General features: G+C 64.8%; 14 protein-coding genes. 7 read left to right on the forward strand and 7 right to left on the reverse strand.

Annotated elements, in window-relative coordinates:
• Window positions 1-14: 14 nt before the first annotated feature.
• From R2834_13810 to R2834_13825, 4 genes are read right to left on the reverse strand one after another with little or no spacing between them, the layout of a single operon-like run.
• Window positions 15-785 (reverse strand): 3-ketoacyl-ACP reductase, encoded by a 771-nt coding sequence (locus tag R2834_13810; protein MEZ4701407.1) that lies wholly within the window; start codon window positions 783-785, stop codon window positions 15-17.
• A complete protein-coding gene (locus R2834_13815; protein MEZ4701408.1) occupies window positions 782-1945 on the reverse strand; it encodes a Gfo/Idh/MocA family oxidoreductase in 1164 nt (387 codons plus the stop codon). The genes R2834_13810 and R2834_13815 overlap by 4 nt, the downstream gene beginning before the upstream one ends.
• A gap of 57 nt (window positions 1946-2002) precedes the next feature.
• On the reverse strand, window positions 2003-2830 hold the full coding sequence (locus R2834_13820) for a sugar phosphate isomerase/epimerase family protein (GenBank protein ID MEZ4701409.1): 828 nt from the start codon (window positions 2828-2830) through the stop codon (window positions 2003-2005).
• Between the two features lie 53 nt (window positions 2831-2883).
• Complete coding sequence (locus tag R2834_13825) at window positions 2884-4266, reverse strand: hypothetical protein (protein ID MEZ4701410.1); 1383 nt, start codon at window positions 4264-4266, stop codon at window positions 2884-2886.
• A gap of 228 nt (window positions 4267-4494) precedes the next feature.
• Between R2834_13825 and R2834_13830 the strand changes: the two genes are divergently transcribed.
• Complete coding sequence (locus R2834_13830; protein ID MEZ4701411.1) at window positions 4495-7572, forward strand: c-type cytochrome; 3078 nt, start codon at window positions 4495-4497, stop codon at window positions 7570-7572.
• Between the two features lie 189 nt (window positions 7573-7761).
• Here R2834_13830 and R2834_13835 read toward each other — a convergent pair whose 3' ends face one another.
• On the reverse strand, window positions 7762-8421 hold the full coding sequence (locus R2834_13835) for a sugar transferase (protein ID MEZ4701412.1): 660 nt from the start codon (window positions 8419-8421) through the stop codon (window positions 7762-7764).
• Between the two features lie 311 nt (window positions 8422-8732).
• On the opposite strand from R2834_13835, the gene R2834_13840 reads away from it, so the two are divergent.
• The 3 genes from R2834_13840 to R2834_13850 all read left to right on the forward strand — a co-directional run bounded on the left by R2834_13840 (window position 8733) and on the right by R2834_13850 (window position 11147).
• On the forward strand, window positions 8733-9101 hold the full coding sequence (locus R2834_13840; GenBank protein MEZ4701413.1) for a hypothetical protein: 369 nt from the start codon (window positions 8733-8735) through the stop codon (window positions 9099-9101).
• 145 nt (window positions 9102-9246) lie between these two features.
• Window positions 9247-10230, forward strand: coding sequence for a hypothetical protein (locus R2834_13845; protein ID MEZ4701414.1), 984 nt, complete (start codon window positions 9247-9249; stop codon window positions 10228-10230).
• Between the two features lie 47 nt (window positions 10231-10277).
• Window positions 10278-11147: a sugar phosphate isomerase/epimerase family protein gene (locus tag R2834_13850; GenBank protein ID MEZ4701415.1), complete on the forward strand. Its 870-nt coding sequence runs from the start codon at window positions 10278-10280 to the stop codon at window positions 11145-11147.
• 156 nt (window positions 11148-11303) lie between these two features.
• On the opposite strand, the gene xylB is transcribed toward R2834_13850, so the two are convergent.
• Both xylB and R2834_13860 read right to left on the reverse strand, forming a co-directional pair.
• The gene (xylB, locus tag R2834_13855; GenBank protein MEZ4701416.1) at window positions 11304-12803 is read right to left on the reverse strand and encodes a xylulokinase; all 1500 of its coding nucleotides are present in this window, start codon (window positions 12801-12803) and stop codon (window positions 11304-11306) included.
• Window positions 12804-12908: 105 nt separating this feature from the next.
• The gene (locus tag R2834_13860) at window positions 12909-15731 is read right to left on the reverse strand and encodes a prolyl oligopeptidase family serine peptidase (protein ID MEZ4701417.1); all 2823 of its coding nucleotides are present in this window, start codon (window positions 15729-15731) and stop codon (window positions 12909-12911) included.
• A 159-nt stretch (window positions 15732-15890) separates the two neighbouring features.
• Between R2834_13860 and R2834_13865 the strand changes: the two genes are divergently transcribed.
• The 3 genes from R2834_13865 (at window position 15891) to speA (ending at window position 20119) form a co-directional block, all read left to right on the forward strand.
• A complete protein-coding gene (locus R2834_13865; protein MEZ4701418.1) occupies window positions 15891-16904 on the forward strand; it encodes a zinc-binding alcohol dehydrogenase family protein in 1014 nt (337 codons plus the stop codon).
• A 205-nt stretch (window positions 16905-17109) separates the two neighbouring features.
• Window positions 17110-18126 carry a deoxyhypusine synthase family protein gene (locus R2834_13870; GenBank protein MEZ4701419.1) on the forward strand — a complete coding sequence of 339 codons (1017 nt, stop codon included), beginning with the start codon at window positions 17110-17112 and terminating at the stop codon, window positions 18124-18126.
• Window positions 18127-18139: 13 nt separating this feature from the next.
• Window positions 18140-20119 carry a biosynthetic arginine decarboxylase gene (gene speA / locus R2834_13875; protein ID MEZ4701420.1) on the forward strand — a complete coding sequence of 660 codons (1980 nt, stop codon included), beginning with the start codon at window positions 18140-18142 and terminating at the stop codon, window positions 20117-20119.
• Window position 20120 lies beyond the last annotated feature (1 nt).

Raw genomic sequence — 20120 nt, forward strand, 5'->3', positions numbered from 1 at the left:
GGGGGATCCAGCCCTCATAACCGGGGCATCGTGAGTCCGCCGTCGAGGGTGAGGACCTGGCCGCTGGCGTAGGGCAGGTCGCCGCGTACGAGCATGGCGGCGACGCGGCCGATGTCCTCCGGGGTGCCCCATCGGGGCTCGAGCAGGGCGCCCTGTTCGATCATGGCGTCGTACTTCGAGGTCACGCCGGCGGTCATGTCGGTCTTGATCAGTCCGGGGCGCAGTTCGTACACGGGGATGCCGTGCGGCGCGAGGGCCACGGCCCAGAGTTGCGAGGCCATCGCGAGGCCGGCCTTGGAGACGCAGTATTCGCCCCGGTTGATGGATGCGACGGTGGCGGAGATCGAGTTGACGTTGATCACGCAGCCGCTGAACGCCGCATCCGCGGCCCGCTGCGCGATCATCCAGTTGCCCACGGCCTGCGTCAGAAAGTAGGGGCCTTGCAGGTTGACGCGCAGGACTTCCTCGAAGCTCTCCTCCGTGGCATCCAACATCATGCGGCGGTCGCGCGGCGCCATGCCGGCGTTGTTCACCAGCACGTGAAGCGCCCCGAAGGTCTCGCGTGTTTTTTCGAGCAGCGCGCTGCGCTCCGCGGCGTTCGCCATGTCGGCGATCTGGTAGGCGGCGCGGATGCCCCGGGCGCCGAGTTCGGTCAGGGTGGGGACGACCTCCGCGGCGGGCCGGCGACCGCACAGCATGAGGTCGTACCCCTCCGCGGCGAGCGCGTGGGCTATCCCCAGCCCGATCCCGCGCGTGCCGCCCGTGATCAATGCCACCCGGCTCATGCGTATTCCTCGTTCAGGTTCGGAATGTCGACCCAGGCCCGCTTCTTCCACGACTCCATCGCTTTCTCCGCCAGCTGGACGCCCTTGGCGCCCTCAAGCAGGTCGAGCCGGTAGGGCGCGTCGGTGACGATGTAGCGCAGGAAGAGCTCCCACTGGGCGCGGAAGGCGTTCGGGTAGGGTTTGTGATCGGGCACGGTGGTCCAGCCGGCGTAAAAGTCGATCGGGTTCGGGATATCCGGATTCCACGTATGCCGGGGCGTGGCGCCGTAGGGCTGCATCCAGCATTGCTGGAGGCCGGCCACCGCCGAGCCTTTCGTGCCGTCCACCTGCACCGTCAGCAAGTCGTCCCGGCGCGGTCGCACGCACCACGACGAATTGAAGTGGGCGATGATGTCGCCCTCCAGTTCGAACGTGGCGTACGCCGCATCGTCGGCGGTGGCGGCGTACGGTTTGCCGTGCTCGTCCCAGCGGCGCTTGATGTGCGTGGCGCCGAGGCACGACACCGACTTGACGCCGCCGAAGATATTGTCCAGCACGTAGCGCCAGTGGCACAGCATGTCGACGAGGATGCCGCCCCCGTCCTCCAGCCGGTAGTTCCAGGACGGCCGCTGCGCCGGCACGATGTCGCCCTCGAACACCCAGTACCCGAATTCGCCGCGGACCGAGAGGATCTCGCCGAAAAAGCCGCTGTCGATCAGGGTCTTGAGCTTGACGAGTCCGGGCAGATAGAGCTTGTCCTGCACCACGCCGTGTTTGACGCCGGCCTCCTTCGCGTAGAGATACAGCTCGTACGCCTCTTTCGCCGTCATGGCCGTCGGTTTTTCGCAATAGATGTGCTTGCCGGCCGCGATCGCCATCCGCACCGCCTCGACACGCCGGGTGGTGGTCTGGGCGTCGAAGTAGACCGGGTAGTTCGGGTCGCTCAGCGTGCTGGCGACGTCGGTGCTCCATGCCGAGATGCCGGCCTGGCGGGCGAGGTTCTCCAGCTTGACGCTGTTGCGGCCCACGAGCAGCGGCTCCGGCATGATGACGTCGGTCTCATTGATCGGGATGCCGCCGTCGCGCCGGATGGCCACCAGCGATCGCATCAGGTGCTGGTTGGTGCCCATCCGACCGGTGACGCCGTTCATGATGATGCCGACTTTATGGACGTTTGACATGGCGTTGAGGTTGGTTTGGATGCGGGTAATGGCTAGGGAGTGCGTGAGGGGCTGCCGTCACACGTGCTGGCGATATGCCTCGACGATGTGGTCGAGAAACTGCTGCTGGTCCATCGCCCAGTAGGCGGTGGAGAAGATCTCGACTTCGATGAATCCGTCAAAGCCGGTCTCTTCCACCCAGCCGCGGATCGGGCGGATCGGGATGCAGCCTTCGCCCATCAGGCCGCGGTCGTTGAGCATGTCGCGCGTCGGCGAGCGCCAGTCGCAGACGTGGAAGGCATGCAGGTGACCCTGCGCGCCGCACCGGGCGATTTCTTGCTGAAGATGGTTATCCCACCAGAGGTGGTAGACATCGACCGCCACGCCGACATGGTCGTCGCCGATGGCCTCGGCGAGGTCGTTGGCCTGCTCAAGGGTCACCACGGCAGAGCGCGTATCGGCGTACATCGGATGGAGCGGCTCGATCGCCAGCTTCACGCCGGCCGCGCGCGCGTGGGGCAGCACCGCCTCGATCCCCTCCTGAATCTGCCGGCGCGACGCGTCGAGGGACTGCCCGATGGCCGCGCCGCACACGAGCACCACGAGCGGCGCCCCGAGCGCGGCGGCCTCGTCGACGATGCGCCGGTTCTCGTCGATGGCGCGTTCCCGGTCCGCCGCATCCAGCGCGGGGAAAAACCCGCCTCGGACGAGCGATACGATCGACAGCCCGGCCTCCCGGATGCGCCGGCCCGTATCGGTCGCCGATCGCCCGTCGAGCGCGTCGCGCCAGACCGAGATGCCGCCGACGCCCGCCCGGGCATAGGCGTCCATCGCCGTTTCAATGGGCCACGGTTTGGTCGTGATGGTATGGATGCAAAGCCGGCTGAGTGCGGGGGCGTCGGACATGTCTCGGAGGAACTAGTCAGGGGCGATTCAACAAACGGGGCGCGCGACGCGCATCATGCCGATATCCGGAAAAACGTCAGATACGGTTTCTTTTCGGCCAGGCGCTGGACGTAAAGCGCGAGTTCTCGCAGGTGGTAGTCGCCCCACATGCACGATTCGCCCCGGGGCACGCCGTCGGCATCGGGCGCATGATCCCAGCCGTTCGGGCGGTGGTACACGGCGTGCAGGAGCAGGCCTTCGTGACGGGCGTCTTCGCTGAGGTAGGGCGCCTGCATGAGGGTCTTGAGCACGGTGAGGCCGGCCTGGAGGTACCGATCGCCGGCGCCGGCGTCCTTGCCGTTGAGGTAGGCGCCGAGCCGAAGCAGACCCTGCGCCGTGATCGCGGCGGCCGAACTGTCGACCGGCTCCTGGTGGTTGAACGGATCGGCCGGCCGGCTCAGGTAGTCGCCCAGGCGCTCCAGGCCAGGGGCCCCGGTATCCCAGTACGGCACCCCGCAGGTGGGGGTATGCTCGAGGTAGAAGTCGGCCGTGGCGCGGGCGGTACGCAGCATGAGAGCCTCGACCTCGGCGCGGCCGCCGTAGGGCGCCAGCGCGTCGTCCGGCAGGGTCGCGAAATACTCGAGCTGTTCGGCGTAGCCGCAGACGATCCAGGCGAGGCCGCGCGTCCAGGTGGAAAAGGGCGTATAGCCCTGCTGGGTGCTCGCGCAGCGGTACCGGTGGTCGTTGAGGTTAAAGATGCTTTCGTGGACGACTCGGCCGGGGATATCGTAATGATCGCGGCCTTCGCCGAAGTAGACGTTGTAGCGCGACGTGCTCCGTAAGTGCCCGATCGCGCGCCCCAACAGGCTGATCTTCCCGTCGTTTTCGCCCATGAGCGCGTGCCCGAGCCGGTCCGCCAGCACGAGCGCGCGGAGGGAGCGGACGGTATCGGAAAACAGGGAATGGGGGCCGTTGAAGGAGTAGATGTAGCCGCCGGTGTCCGGCAGGGTCGTCCATCGCGCCGCCTGGACGGCTCCGGAGCATTTGAGTGCGAGTTCGTAGAAACGGCGCTCCCACGCGTCGGCCGGCAGCCGGGATTCGCTCATCAGGCGGAGCAGGTTGCCGTAGGTGCTGACGTTGTTGAACCCGTGATCGTGCACCCCGATATGGGTCACGTGCGAGGCCATGTGGTCGACGGTCTGCCGCCGGCCCATCTCCAGAAAGCGCTCCTCGCCCGTCGCATCGAACTGCAGAATGGCGCCGCCAAACTGAAAGCCCTGCGTCCACTCCGTCCAGCCGCGCGCCGTGTAGCGTCCGTTGATGGTGAAGACGGGTGCGCCGCGGGACACGTCGAACGAGGCGGCGATACGGTCGATTTTGTCGGCGGAGAGGGCCCACATGCGCTGGATGGCCGGCAGCAGCGCGGAGGGCGTCAGGGCGTCGTCTATCTGGATCACGGCGTGGCGTTGGGAGGGTTGGGGAGGGGGATGCGGGATGCAGGATGCAGGATGCGGGATGCTGGGTACGTCCCAATGACCAGTGACGGATGACCGATGCCCAGTGACCGATGCCCAGTGACCGATGCCCATCTCCCACCACTTCTTGCGGCCGCGAATATACATAATATTGGCCGGTGTTTCTTAAGTTGGCGTTTCCGTCGGATTAAACCTTAGCGAAGATCAGCCATGCGCCCCCGTACCGTGTTAACCGTTATTGCAATAGGCCTTATCGGATTCTCGTGCAAGAAGCCGGAAGTCGTCAACGAATATGGCCTCGTCGTCAAGACAGTCGGGGAGACCCTGACGCCGGAACAGCACCGTGAAATCCAGCATGCCCTCGATGGCCTCGAAGTGGCGCCCGGTCTCGAGGCGACGCTGTTTGCCGCGGAGCCGATGCTGGCGAATCCGACGAATATCGACATCGACGCGCGCGGCAGGGTATGGGTCTGCGAAGGGATCAACTACCGGCCCCATCTGAATCCCCAGAATCCCGTGCGCGAGGAAAAAGAGCGCATCCTCATCCTTGAGGACACGGACGGAGACGGCGTGGCCGATTCGCGCAAGGTCTTTTATGAAGGCACCGACATCAACGCCGCGATCGGAATCGCCGTGTTCGGCAACCGGGTGTTCGTTTCGGTGAGTCCGAACGTTTTTGTGTTTACCGATGAAGATGGGGACGATCGGGCGGACAAGAAGGAGGTGCTGTTCTCCGGCATCAAGGGCGTCCAGCACGACCACGGCGTCCATGCGTTCACGTTCGGACCGGACGGCCGGCTCTATTTTAATTTCGGCAACGCCGGCGAGCAGCTACTCGATGCCGACGGGAAGCCCATCGTGGATGCCTCCGGCGAGGAGGTCGTGGGCGACGGCAATCCGTATCGCCAGGGCATGGTGTTCCGGATGAATCCGGACGGGTCGGACTTCGAGGTGGTTGGCCATAACTTCCGCAACAACTACGAGGTGGTGGTCGACGCCTTCGGTACGTTGTGGCAGTCGGACAACGACGACGACGGCAACCGGGGCACGCGGATCAACTTTGTGATGGAGTACGGGAATTACGGCTTCCGGGATGAGATGACCGGCGCCGACTGGCGGCAGCGGCGCACGGGATGGGAAGACGAGATTCCGCTGCGCCACTGGCACCTGAACGATCCGGGCGTGGTGCCGAACCTGTTGCAGACCGGCGCCGGCTCGCCGACCGGCATGGCGATGTACGAGGGGCGGCTCCTGCCGGAGGTCTTCTGGGATCAGATGATCCACACCGACGCCGGCCCGAACGTCGTGCGTTCGTACCCGGTCAAAAAATCCGGCGCCGGTTACTCCGCCGAGATCGTCAACATCCTGAAGGGAACGCACGATCAATGGTTCAGGCCATCGGATGTCGCCGTGGCGCCCGACGGGTCGCTGATCGTGGCCGACTGGTACGACCCGGGTGTCGGAGGGCACCACGTGGGCGACCTCGAAAAAGGCCGGCTCTACCGCATTGCGCCCCCGGGCTCCCGGTACGCGGTCCCGAAGGTCGACCTGATCACGCCCGAGTCAGCCGTTATTGCATTAAAAAGTCCTAATGTGGCCACGCGGTATCTGGCGTGGAACGCGCTCCACGACATGGGCGCGGCGGCCGAACCCGCGCTGACGCGGATGCTCGACGACCCGAATCCGCGCATGCAGGCCCGCGCTCTGTGGCTCCTCGGGCAGATCGACAATCAGGGGTCGGCGACCGTCGAACGCGCGCTGGCGGATGAGAACGAAGACATCCGTATCGCCGGTCTGCGGCTCGCGCGGCAGCTGGATCTCGATCTCATCCCCTATATCCGCCAGCTGGCGGACGACCCATCCGCCCAGATCCGTCGGGAAGCGGCGATCGCGTTGCGGCACAATACCTCGCCCGAGGCGCCGGCGCTCTGGGCCCGTCTGGCCTCGCACCACGACGGTGCGGATCGGTGGTATCTGGAGGCGCTCGGGATTGCGGCGGACCGCCAGTGGGATGCCTTTTTTGGCGCCTGGCGCGAGCAGAATCTCGAAAACTGGGATACGCCCGCCGGCCGCGACATCGTCTGGCGTTCCCGCGCCGAAGCCGCGCTGCCGATGCTGTCGGAGTTGATCCTCTCGCCCAAAACATCGGACACCGAGCGGCTCCGTTATTTCCGCGCGCTCGATTTCCACCCGGACAGTCCGGCCAAGTCGGGGCTGCTCACCGGGCTTCTGGCCGCGAATCATGCCGATCAGCTCGGGATTCGCGTGCTCGCGCTCCAGCATCTCGCCGGCGACGACGCCCTGAAGCAGCCGGCGACGCGGAAGGCCATCTATGCCACACTCGATGAGGTGCGCGGCACGCGCGCGTTCCTCGATATGGTCGATCGCTTTAAGCTCGCGGATCAGGGTGAGACGCTGTTCGCCATGGCGCTGGACAATCCGGGAGAGGAACTCGGCAAGGATGCCGGCCGCATCCTGATCGATCTGGGCGGCCGTGAACGGATCCTTTCTGCGATCGCAACGGCGGATGCGGAGCGGGCTTCCGCCATTATCGCCATGCTGGGCGGCGTGGGCTCGGGCGGATCGCGCGGCACGCTCGAGGCCATCTTCATGGACAAAAAACTGCCGCTTGATGTACGCCGGCGCGCACTGGAACGGTTCGGGCCGGGCTGGCAGGGAGAAAACCGCATGCTGGCCCTGCTCGAGGCGGGCACGTTTCCGGAAGAACTCAACGCGACGGCCTCCAGCATCCTGTTCGCCTCGAACGACAGCCGTCGGCGCGTCGGGGCCGAAAAGTACTTTACCCCGCCGGCCGGGACGGGCGGCGAGCCGCTGCCGGCCATCGACGAACTGGTCGACCTGCAGGGCGATGCCGCCGCCGGGGCGGACGTGTTCGCCACGATGTGCAGCACCTGCCACGTCGTCCATGGCGAGGGCGTCGATTTCGGCCCAGGTCTCTCCGAAATCGGCGACAAACTCACGCCGGAGGCGCTCTACACGGCCATCCTCTTCCCCGACGCCGGCATCGGCTTCGGCTACGAGGGGTATGTTTTGAAACTCAAAGACGGGAGCGAAGCGGCGGGATACATCCTGAACCAGTCGGGAGACGAAATCCGGCTTCGGGAAGTCGGCGGGCGGACGAACAGCTACTCCGTGACCGATGTAGCGAGCAAGGAGGCCATGGGCCAGTCCCTGATGCCGGCGCTCGGACGCACGCTGTCACGCGAGCAACTGGTGAACCTGGTCGCCTATCTGGGTACGCTGAAAGCGATGGGGGAAAGTGATTAGCGATTATAGAACAAGGATTAGCGATTGGTGAGGGGAAGCGTTTTGCGATTCCCTGGTCGCTGCTCAATGATCTGGCGATTAGCGATTATAGAACAAGGATTAGCGATTGGTGAGGGGAGGCGTTTTGCGATGATCGATTTTGCCTTTTGCGATAATTCCCCTCTCTATTCTTTAATCGCTAATCGCTAATCAATACGCTCCCTGGCGGGTGAGCACGACGCCGATGGTGCGGACGATGATCTGCAGGTCGAGCGAGAGCGACCAGTTGCGCACGTAGTAGGGATCCCACTGCTTCATGCCTTCGATGCCTGAGTCGCTGCGGCCCGACACCTGCCAGAGCCCGGTGATGCCCGGCTTGACGGCTTTGCGCAGCTCGCGGACTTCCGTGGGGAGCGCATCCTGGTGGTACGCCGGCAGCGGACGCGGACCGACCATGACCATGTCGCCGATGAGCACGTTGACGAGCTGCGGCAGCTCGTCCAGGCTCGTACGGCGCAGCAGCGCGCCGATGCGGGTGATGCGCGGGTCCTTGCGGAGCTTGAAGAACGTTTCCCACTCTTCACGGAGCGCCGCATCGTTTTCCAGGGCCTGTTTCAATACGGCTTCGGCGTTCGGCACCATGGTGCGGAACTTGAAGGTGCGGAATACACGGCCGTCCTTGCCCACCCGCTCCTGCAGAAAAATGGGATTCTTGCGGTCTTCGATCAGGATCGCGAAGTAGATCGCCGCGCAGATGGGAAGCCAGAAAGGCATCGAAACCAGCACGACGACGACGTCGATGAGCTGCTTGAGCGCCTGCTTGGCTTTGGAGTGGCGTACGGTAAGCGCGGTGCGTTCGGAAGTGGACATCGGGGCAGAGGGGGGTTGTTGCCGTTGACGTGGGTAAATTACCTCAACGGCCGGCCCCGCCGGTGCGTCTGCCGCGCAGCCGCTATGGTCGAATGCGCGCCGCCATGGGGCCCTGTTGGCGCACCCCCTGCGTCCTCTGGCGTGCGCCACGGCGCCGGATGGCGCATTTCCTCCGAGTGCGCTTAATTACCTGCGACGGAAGAAGGGAACCGGGGAACGCGAAACGCGCTCAAGCCGCCCATTTTTCGACAGGACATCCCGCCGCCCACATCCCCTTCTTTATGATGCGCTAACCCAGCCGCTCCATCCACTTGAACGTCCATCAGCGCCATACCCTGCTCGCCGGCTTCCTGATCGCTATCGGGATGCTCCTTTTTCCTCCGCAACGCATCGCGACGGTATCGAACAGCGCTTACACAGACGACGCCGAGCCGGGAGCCGGCGTCTCGCTGACGTACCGGTTTCTTTTCGCTGAATCGTTCCGGTTCGACGAACACAGTACGGCCGAGTCCATCGGCATCGAATGGCCGGTTCTCCGCTTGCAGCTTCAGTGGCTTGCGCTGATTACGTTGCTTTTGCTGGTCTATTTTCGCAACCGCAACCGGGGAGGCGGCGACGACAGCGAAGACCGCCCGGCCGAACCCGCGCCGGCGCCGGAAGCCGATCTGATTGCCGGATAAATCCATCGCCAGCCCGGGCCGCAAAGCCTCCACGCGGTTTGTTGCGACGCAGGGGGCACTGGCGGCCCAGATTTGCGCATGGGGATATATCTGGCATGTCGGTAACGACTGCGTGCATTGCTGTGGAACGAACGCCTTAACGCATATGGAACGCCTGGCCATCTTTTACATCGTTATCCTCTTCTTTGCGCCTCATGACTCGATCGCCCAATCGCGGTACGATCCGCTGGCGCGTCCTGCAGGCGCCGATCCTTCGTTCGTCGATCTGATGATCCGCGACGACGCGCGCAGCCGGGATATCCCGATGCGGGTCTACCTCCCGGCCGACCGCCAGCCCGCCCCCGTGGTGCTGTTCAGCCACGGCCTCGGCGGATCGCGTGAAAATGGCGCCTATCTGGGCGAGCACTGGGCGGCGCGAGGGTATGTCGTCGTCTTTATGCAGCATGCGGGGAGCGACGAGGGCGTGTGGAAGGGAAAGCGTGCGAGGCAGGCCTTGAAGGACGCGCGAAAGGCTGCCAACGCCGAAAACCTGAAGCTCCGCATTCAGGATGTACACCGCGTGCTGGACCAGCTGCATGCCTGGCAGCGTGTGCCCGAGCATCCACTCGCCGGCCGGCTGGATCTGGAGCATGTCGCCATGTCCGGCCATTCGTTCGGCGCCATCACCACCCAGGCCGTGAGCGGGCAGGCCTTCCCGGGGCAGTCTCTGGACGCCCGAGATGCCCGGATCGATGCGGCGGTCATTTTCAGTCCGAGCGCCCCCCGGCGCGGGAGTCCGGAGGCCGCGTTCGGAGCGGTTCAGACGCCCTGGATGTTGATGACGGGGACCGAAGATACCGCGCCGATCGGCGACATCGAGCTCGGCGACCGGCTGGCCGTGTACCCGGCGCTGCCCCCGGGCGATAAATACGAGGTCGTGCTCGACGGCGCGGCGCATTCCGCCTTCTCGAGCAGCGCGCGGCTTCGCGATCGGGCTTCGCGCAATCCGAATCACCACCGGGTCATCCTCGCCCTCAGCACGGCGTTTCTGGACACGTATCTCAAGGGGGATGCGGCGGCACGGGCATGGCTGATCGGATCGGGGCCCGCCGGCGTGCTGGAGCCGAAAGATCGCTGGCAACACAAATAGATGCGTATTATCCGGTCGATCTTCCATCCGTCATTCCGTCCCGATCCATGAACGCCCCTGCCATCCAACCTGAACTTCGCATCTCGCTGGCCGAATGGTCGCTGCATCGCACGATCTTTTCCGGAGCGCTGCACCCGCTCGACTTCCCCGTTGTCGCCCGACGCGATTTCGGCATCGATGCCGTCGAATACGTCAACCAGTTTTTTCTGCCGTCGGACCTATTCGTCGCCGAACTCAAACGGCGTGCTGACGGCGAAGGCGTGCAGAGCCTGTTGATCATGGTGGATGTATGCGGCCGGCTCGGCGACGCCGATGCGCGTCTCCAGGCCGATGCCGTCGACCGGCACCTCCGCTGGCTGGACGTCGCCGCCGCGCTCGGGTGCTACGCCATCCGTATCAACGCCCGCAGCGACGGCTCCGCCGAGGAACAGACGCAGCGCATGACCGACGGCCTCCGCCGTCTCGGCGCAGAGGCGGCCGGGCGGGGCCTGTCCGTACTCGTCGAGAACCATGGCGGTTTTTCGAGCCACGGCGACTGGCTCGCTGGCCTCATGACATCGGTCGATCTCCCCAACGTCGGGACGCTACCGGATTTCGGCAACTGGTACCCGGCCGATGAATACGGCGGCCCCACGCCCGTCGGCAAGGCCGGGCTGTATTACGACCGGTATCTCGGGGTCGGAGAGATGATGCCGTTTGCGCTGCGCAGCGTCAGCGCGAAGTCGTACGCCTTCGACGAGGCCGGCAACGAGACGAGCATCGACTATGCACGGATGGCCGGCGTGATCGCGCACCACGGTTTTTCAGGCTGGGTGGGCATCGAATACGAAGGCACCGCCCTGCCCGAAACCGAGGGAATCCGCGCCACGAAACGCCTCCTCGAGCGCGTCATCGGCCGGCAGGAACGCGGGATGTAGGGGGGTGGGGGGATGCAAGATTTAGGGGGATGCAAGATGCAGGATGCAGGATGTACTCGAGATATCTCCAATATCCTGCATCCAACATCCTGCATCCAACTTCCTGCATCCCACTTCCCGCTTCCTGCATCCAACATCCCGCATCCCCCCATCCCTTCACGCCATACCGGACAGCGTGTCGTTGATTGGTTTCAGCGCGGGATACAGCGCCCGGTACTGGTCGTAGTAGAGCGCGTAGGCGGCCACGGATTCTTCGCGGCAGGGGGTGCTTCCGGTGATCCGGATGCATGACCGGGCGGCGGTGTCGACATCCGGCCACGCGCCGGCGCCCACGCCGGCCAGCAGCGCCGCCCCGTAGGCCGCGCCTTCGGTCGTGTTCACCGTCACCAGCTCTGCCCCGAGGATGTCGGCCAGGATCTGACGCCAGACGGCGGACTTTGCGCCGCCGCCCGAGATGCGTACCTGACGCGGCGCCGGCAACCCCGAGGTACGTAGCAGCTCGAAGCTGTCCTTCAGCCCGAAACCGACGCCTTCCAGCACCGAACGCGTCATGTGGTTTCGGGTGTGTCGGACGGTCAGCCCGACGTAGGCGCCCCGCGCGTACGGGTCGGGATGCGGGGTGCGTTCCCCCGTCAGATAGGGCAGGAAGAGCAGGCCTTCGCTTCCCTCCGGGATGTCGGCTGCCGCGGTGACCAGTTCCTCGAAATCGATGCCCGGGGCGATGGTGTCGCGATGCCAGCGCAGGCTGCCCGCCGCCGAGAGCATCACGCCCATCATGTGCCATCTGCCGGGAACGGCGTGGCAGAAACCATGCAGCCGGCCCTCCGGCTCGATCGCCGGCTGGTTCGCGCTGGCGAACACCACGCCGGACGTCCCCAGCGTCAGCGCCACGATGCCTTCCTCGACCGCCCCGACGCCGACGGCCTGCGCCGCCTGGTCGCCGCCCCCGCCCACGACGGGGATGCCGGCGGGAATCCCGAGCACCGCCGCCGCGTCGGCGGAAACGCGGCCGGTGATCTCCGGACCCTCATGCGTGTCCGGCAGCCAGTGGCGCGGGATGTCGAGTGCTTCCAGGACGTCGGGCGACCAGTCGCGGCTGCGGACATCGAGCAGGAGCGTGCCTGCGGCGCCGGCGCGGTCGGTGGCGTAGTCGCCTGTGAGCCGGTAGCGGACATAGTCTTTCGGCAGCAGCATCTGGGCGATGCGGCTGTAATGCTCCGGCTCGTTGTTGCGCACCCAGAGCACCTTGGGGGCGGTGAAGCCGGTCAGGGCGTCGTTTCCGGTGAGCTGGATCAGCCGTTCTTTGCCCACGCGCTCGCGGATTTCGTCGCACTCAGCGCCGGTGCGCTGATCGTTCCAGAGCAGCGCCGGCCGGATCACCTCGCCGTGCGCATCCAGCAGCACCAGGCCGTGCATCTGTCCCGTCAAGCCGATGCCGGCGATCTCCTTCGGGTCGATGCCTGTCTTTCCGATCACCGCGCGCACGCTGTCGACCGTACCCTTCCACCAGTAATGCGGGTCCTGCTCGCTCCAGAGCGGGCGAGGCGTATCGTACGGGTATTCGGACGAGGCGACGCCGGCCACTGCGCCGGATTCGTCCATGATCAGGGCCTTGGTGGCCGTCGTCGAGCTGTCGATACCGATGAAGTAGGGCATGGAGGGCAGGTTGCAGGTTACGGGTGAGAATAGCACTTCTTTTCCTTTCGTCATCCCCAACCTGATCGGGGATGACGAGCCACGAGGCAACAGGCAAGGCTCAAACTACTTCGCGGTCTCCAGTTCGAGACCGAGCGTTTTTCCCTTCATGGTGGCGGGTATGCCCTCGCTCATCCAGGCTGGCTCCGGGGCGTCCAGGAGGTAATGATCGAAAAACTGCTGCATCCGGATCGCGAAGTCGCGTTTGTTCGGGTATTTCTGGAGGCCGTGCGGTTCGCCGTTGTAGTTGAGCATCCAGACCGGCTTCCCGAGCCGGCGGAGGGCGACAAAAAACTCGATGCCCTGGTACCACGGCACGGCGCCGTCGGCGTCGTTGTGCATCATCAGCAGGGGTGTCTCGATCTTGTCCGCCTGAAACAGGGGCGAGTTGTCGATGTAGCGGAGCGGGTAGTCCCAGAGCGTCCCGCCGATCCGGCTCTGGGTGCGCTCGTACTGGAACATGCGGCTCATGCCTGTCTCCCACCGGATGCCGCCATAGGCGCTCGTCATGTTGGACACGGGCGCGCCGGCCTCGGCGGCTCGGAAGATGTTGGTTTCCGTGATCATGTAGGCGATCTGGTACCCGCCCCAGCTGTGCCCCTGGACGCCGATCCGCTCCGGATCGACAAAGCCGGCCGCGATGAGGCTCGTCACGCCCGGGATCACCGCGTTCAGTGCACTCTCGCCGGGGTATCCGATCCGGTAGACGATGTCCGGCACGAACACCAGGTACCCGCGGCTCGCGTAGAACGTAAAGTTGATGGACGAGCGGCTGGTGGCCGGCGCGTTGTGGGCGTTGAGGTTGTCCGACATCCGCTCATAAAAATAGACCATCATCGGGTATTTCTTCGAGGGATCGAAATCCTCTGGTTTGTAGAGGATGCCTTCGAGCGGCAGACCGTCATTCGAGGTCCAGGAAACCAGTTCCGCCGTGCCCCAGCGATAGCCGGCCTGCTGCGGATTGGCGTCGCTGACCTTGCGCGGGTCGCCGAGGCTGAGATTGCTCGCCCACAGGTCGGGGAATTCGCCGAAGTTCTCGCGGGAATACAGCAACCGTTCCGCGTCGCGCGCCTTCACCGGCGTGCCGAAGCGCCATCCTCCCATGACGAGCGGCGCCGGCCGCTGGCTTTTGCGGGCGTCGAGCCGGTAGAAGCCGCCGTCCTTCGTCGTTTCGTCGAATGCACTCAGCAGGATAGGCGCGGCGAGATCGACGGCCGGCATGTCGGGGTCCAGCCGGATGGCGCGCAAGCGCAGGTGCGCTTCCCGCCCGAGGCCGGCGGTGAGGTTTACCGGTGCGTCCTGGCCGTCGGGGTCGACGGACCAGACATCGTTTTTGTCGTACACGAGGAATGCCGCGTCGTCCGTCGACCAGCCCGCCGAGCCGTAAGGGGAGGGCGCCATCGGACGATCGTTCGTCTCGTCGTCGACCGGAAAGGGGATGCCGGCCGTCAGGTTCACGACACGACCGCCCTCGACGCTCCGGCCAAACCAGTGCCGGGCCTTTCCATCCCACCAGTAGACATACTTCGCAGCCGGCGACAGCGCGGCGCGCGACCCGATTTGCATCGCCACCATCTCGCGGCGGCCGGTGCCGACATCGATGAGGTAGGCATCGTAATAGGAATCGTCCCACGAAACCAGCTGGCGGTACGGGATATCCGACAGGCCGATCGCCACGTCCGCATCGCCCCGGTCACCAACCGTGACATCCGGCACGACGGCGGTGCCCAGCTGGACGATACGGCGCGCTTCCAATAGCACGACCGCTGTGTAGGCGCGTTTGAGTTCTCGATCCCGCTGAACCAGCTGCATCGGCTGGAGGAGCGGGTCCCGCCAGTTCCATACGTCGAGCCGGGGCTGCTCTTCATCGAGCGGCTCTTCTTCAGGTTCGGGCGCGGGGCGGGGGGCAGTGCCAAAGAGAAGGCGGGAGCCCGATTCGGAAAACGCCGGCTCCCGATCCACGCTCACCCACCAGTCCGCCGGCATCCCCGCGGAGTCCGCCGCCGCCAGCGCCTCGACGCCGCCGGCGGGTGTCCACCGGTAGAGCGTGAAGCCGGGCTGATCGGCGTCGAAGTCGTCGCGGTTCGACAAAAACGCGAGCTGCTCGCCGGCCTTGTCGAACACCGGTTTTTCGTAGTCGCCGGGGCCGGCCAGGATGGGCGTCACGACGCCCGTGGCCGTTTCTATCACCGACAGGCCGTCGTGCGAGCCGTCTTTCGTCTCGGTGGCCGCGGCCAACCAGCGGCCGTCCGGAGAAAAGGCATAGGCGAGCACATCGTCGATCACGGTTTCGTCCGCCGTTTCCAGACGGCGAAGCACGAGGGGCTTGCCGGCCTGGCGCTCCTTTTTACTGGACGAAGGCTTCGCCGCGGTCGTGTCGGTTTTCGCCGAATCCGGGCTGGCCTCGGGGGCGTCGGCCAGGAGGTACGCGACCCAGCCGGCGGCTTTTTCGGGCAGCTTATAGGACGTCACGCCCGGGATGCGCACGACCGCGCCGGTCGCGGTGTCCAGCAGGCCGAGATCGTCTCGAGGGAGGTCATCCCCCTTTTTGCCGGCGCGTTTGGCGGCGCGGACGGAATCGAGCGGCGGTTTGATGAGGAAGGCCACGTACTGCGCGTCCTCCGTGAACGCGGCGTTGTCCGCGAACGGGATCGTATGCGAGGCGTTGCCGTCGAGCGCGTCCACGACGAGGCGGGAATCGCCGTCCTCCGGCGCCAGCGTATGCAGTGCCCATCTGCCGTCGTTCGAGAGCGCCCGCGAGGTGATGCGGTTCCAGACGTCGTAGGCGTCGTGGTCGAGCGGCCGGCGGTCGGACTGGCCAAAAAGTACGGTAGGATGCGCGAGCGCGAGCACAAAAAGCCCGATGGCGGCGCCTCTAAAAAAACGCATGCTATAAGCGGGTTGGGTGGGATCGGGATGCGAGCAGGAATATATCGCGCCGTGCCGATTAATGCGCGCCCCGTGCGCCAAACGGGCCGGCTTCGATTGCACTTCAAAAGATCCTATATTGGAGGCCGATCACCCTGTATCCGCATCCCCTGCTACCCGATGAAATCGATCGTCCTCGAGGCCCCCGGTCAGTTTCGGTTTGATGAACGTCCCGATCCGAGCCCGAAAGGGAGCGGCGACGCGCTCGTCCGGGTGCGACGGATCGGGGTGTGCGGCACCGACCTGCACGCCTATCGGGGTGATCAGCCGTTTTTCGCGTATCCGCGGGTGCTGGGTCACGAACTCGGCGTCGAAGTCGTCGCAAGCGCCAGCGATCGGGTTCGGCCGGGCGACTACGGCGCGGTGGAGCCCTACCTGCATTGCGGCGTATGCCGGCCCTGCCGCGAGGGCCGCACCAACTGCTGTTCGAAGCTTTCCGTGCTGGGCGTCCACCAGGACGGCGGCCTGTGCGATTACCTCGTGGTCCCGGCGTCCAAGCTCCACGTCTCCGCCATGTTGCCGCTGGAGCATCTTGCGCTGGTGGAGATGCTGGGCATCGGGGCGCACGCGGTGGCGCGCGCCGGCATCACCGCGCAGGATCAGGTGCTGGTGATCGGGGCCGGTCCCATCGGGCTCTCCGCCATCCAGTTTGCCCGCCTGGTCGGCGCCGATGTCGTGGTGATGGAGACGAACCCGGACCGCATGGCGTTCTGCAAGCGGTTCATGGACGTGCGCGGCTGCGTCGCCGCCGGCGACGACGCCGAGCGGTGCCTCCGCGAACAGTTCGACGGCGACCTGCCCGGCGTCGTCCTCGACGCCACCGGAAACCGGCATGCCATGGCGAACGCGTTTTCGCTGGTCGACTCGGGCGGGAGACTCGTCTTGATCGGCCTCTTCATCGGCGAGCTGGCGTTCTACGATCCCGAATTTCATCGCAAGGAGCTCACGCTCCTCAGCAGCCGCAACGCCACCGCCGCCGACTTCGCCTATGTGATCCGGATGCTCGAATCGGGCAAGATCAACCTGAACCCGTGGATCACGCACCGCGTGGGGTTCGACGACGTCATCGACGCCTTTCCCACGTTTGTCGATCCGGCGGAAGGCGTGATCAAGGCCATGATCGACCTCGATTGAGCCACGCCGCGTTCCGGCCTTTTCCCGCCGGCTCCGGCAGGGGGCGGCGACCCCCGGGCCGGCACACCGAACCTCGACCGGGTCCGCAAAATTCTGAAATCGCGGGCGAAACTAAAGCGACCGCGTTCCGTTTTTAGCCGCGCTCTCACCCACTTCGTTCCAACCCAAAGGCGGGGGAACACTCCGCGCTTCAGGTGTCTGCCCGATGCAAACGTCTATCGCCCATTTTCTCGAGCATCACTACCGCCATTTCAACGCCGCGGCGCTGGTCGACGCCGCCAAGGCCTACGTCGACCATGTCGACCAGGGTGGGGCGATGATGGTGACGCTGGCCGGCGCCATGAGCACGGCCGAACTCGGGCTTTCGCTCGCCGAAATGATCCGGAAGGATCTCGTCCACATCATCTGCTGCACCGGCGCGAACCTGGAGGAAGACCTGTTCAACCTGGTCGCGCACGACTACTACGTGCGCATTCCGAACTACCGCGACCTGACGCCGGCCGATGAGGAAAAACTGCTCGATCGCCACCTGAACCGCGTCACGGACACCTGTATCCCGGAAGAAGAGGCCATCCGGCGTCTGGAGAAGGCGGTCCTGAAGGAATGGCAGGACGCCGACCGCAAGGGCGAGCAGTACTTCCCGCACGAGTTCATGTACCGCGTCATACGGAGCGGCGCGCTCGAACAGTATCACCAGATCGACGTCAAGGACAGCTGGCTCGTCGCGGCCTGCGAAAAGAACCTGCCGATCATCGTCCCCGGATGGGAGGACTCGACGCTGGGCAACATCTACGCCGCGCATTGCATCGAGGGCGACGTCAAGAACGTGCATACCGTACGTTCGGGCATCGAATATATGATGATGCTCGCCTCCCTCTACCAGAAAGAAACGAAGGAACGGACGGTCGGCTTCTTCCAGATCGGCGGCGGCATCGCCGGCGACTTCCCGATCTGCGTCGTGCCCATGCTCCATCAGGACCTGCAGCGCACCGAGGTGCCGCTCTGGGGGTACTTCTGCCAGATCAGCGACTCCACGACCAGCTACGGGTCGTATTCGGGCGCTGTCCCGAACGAAAAGATCACCTGGGGCAAGCTGGGCGTCGATACGCCCCGCTTCGTCATCGAATCCGATGCGACGGTCGTCGCCCCGTTGATCTTCGCCTACGTGCTCGAACGCTCGTCGGTCGCTGCGGCGGCCGCGGGCATCTCGCTCTCCGCTTAACCCACAAACGAGATTGGGAAACAAAGACAACGTTGCATCGCAGGGCGCCGACATCGCCGAAGAAGTCGGCTGGACGCCCCGCGACGCCGAAGAATTGTATCACATGGCCTTCTGGTCGGATGACTTCTTTCATGTCAACGACCAGGGTCACGTGGGTGTCCGCCCCGTTCAGGGCAGCAAACAGTCGGTGGATCTGAAAAAGGTGGTGAGGGAGCTGGAGCGGCGCGGCACGCGGTTTCCGGTGGTCATCCGTTTTCAGGACATCCTGCACGCCCGCGTCGTCCGCATCAATGAGGCGTTCATCGATGCCTGCCGCGAGCTGGGATACAAGAACCGCTACAACGGCATCTATCCGATCAAGGTGAACCAGCTCCACGAGGTGGTGGAGGAAATCCTCGACGCCGGCCGGCCCTACGGCCTCGGCCTGGAATGCGGGTCAAAGGCGGAGCTGGTCGCCGCCCTGGCGCATCTCGAGGATGACAAGACGCTGCTGATCTGCAACGGCTACAAGGACGAGGTCATGCTCCGCATGATCCTCTCCGCGCAGAAGCTCGGCAAGCAGGTGATCCCCGTCATCGAAAAGTACTCCGAGTTCACGCGGCTCCTCAAGCTGGCGGAAGAGATGGGCATCCGTCCCCGGATGGGTGTGCGCGTGCGCCTCTCGACGCCGGGCGTGGGCAAGTGGGCCGAATCGGGCGGCGAGCGCTCGAAGTTCGGGATCACCATCCCCGAGCTGGTTCGCGCCATCGACGAACTCAAGGCGCGCGGCAATGCCGACGGCCTCGAGCTGCTGCATTTCCACCTCGGCAGCCAGCTGACGGACATCCAGACGCTCAAGAAGGCGATCAAGGAATTCACCCAGATCTACGTCCAGCTCTGGCAGCGGGAGGTCGGCGTGAAGTACCTCGACATCGGCGGTGGCCTCGGGGTCAACTACGGGCTGGGGTACGGATCCACGACCGACAGCATCAACTACACGCTGATCGAATACGCCCGCAGCGCCGTGTATGCCGTCCAGGAGGTGTGCGACAGCACGAACACGCCGCATCCGATCATCCTGTCCGAAAGCGGTCGCGCCCTGTCGGCCCATCACTCGGTGCTGGTGGTGGACATCCTCGGGATCCACCGCAAGGAGGGAATGGACCCCGATTTCAAACCGGGCAAGGGCGATCACGCGATCATCCGCGAGATGGAAGAGATCTGGCGGCTCGCGCGCGCCGACAAGACGCAGCGCCTCCCCGTCCTGCTCGAAGCCTACCACGACGCGGTCGAAAAACGGCTGCAGTCGGAATCGCTGTTTTCGTTCGGCTACCTGCCGCTCGAACAGAAAGCCATCGCCGAGAAGCTGTACTGGAGCATCTGCTATACGATCAACGAGAAGGTCAAGCAGAGCAACGCCGAATGGCTGCCGGACGAGCTGACCCATCTGGACGATGTGCTGATCGATCAGTACCAGTGCGATTTTTCGGTCTTCCAGTCCATGCTGGATTACTGGGCGATCGGGCAGTGTTTCCCGGTCATGCCCATCCACCGGCTCGAAGAACGGCCGGACCGGCGCGCGATCCTGGTCGACCTCACGTGTGACTCCGACGGCAAGGTGTGCACCTTCATCTCGCCGTACGCCGACAAGGACTATCTGGAAGTGCACGACCTCAAGGGCGACGACCCGTATTACCTCGGGTTCTTCATGATGGGGGCGTACCAGGATATCATGGGCGACATGCACAACCTCTTCGGCCGCGTGTCGGAAGTGCACGTGTACGCCAGCGAGGAGGAGCCGGAAGGCTTCTACATCGAGAAGGTCATCCAGGGCGCGACGGTGGAGGAGATGCTCGCCCAGGTGCAGTATTTCCCGAACGATCTGCTGCGCCGTATGAACAAGCTCGTGCGCGACAAGGTGCAGGCCGGCGTCATCCAGCCCAGCGCCGGCTACGCGATGCTCGAAGAATACGAGCACATCATGAAAGAGACCACCTACTTCCGAAACACCTGAT

It is taken from the genome of Rhodothermales bacterium, assembly GCA_041391505.1.
Taxonomy (GTDB): Bacteria; Bacteroidota; Rhodothermia; order Rhodothermales; family JAHQVL01; genus JAWKNW01.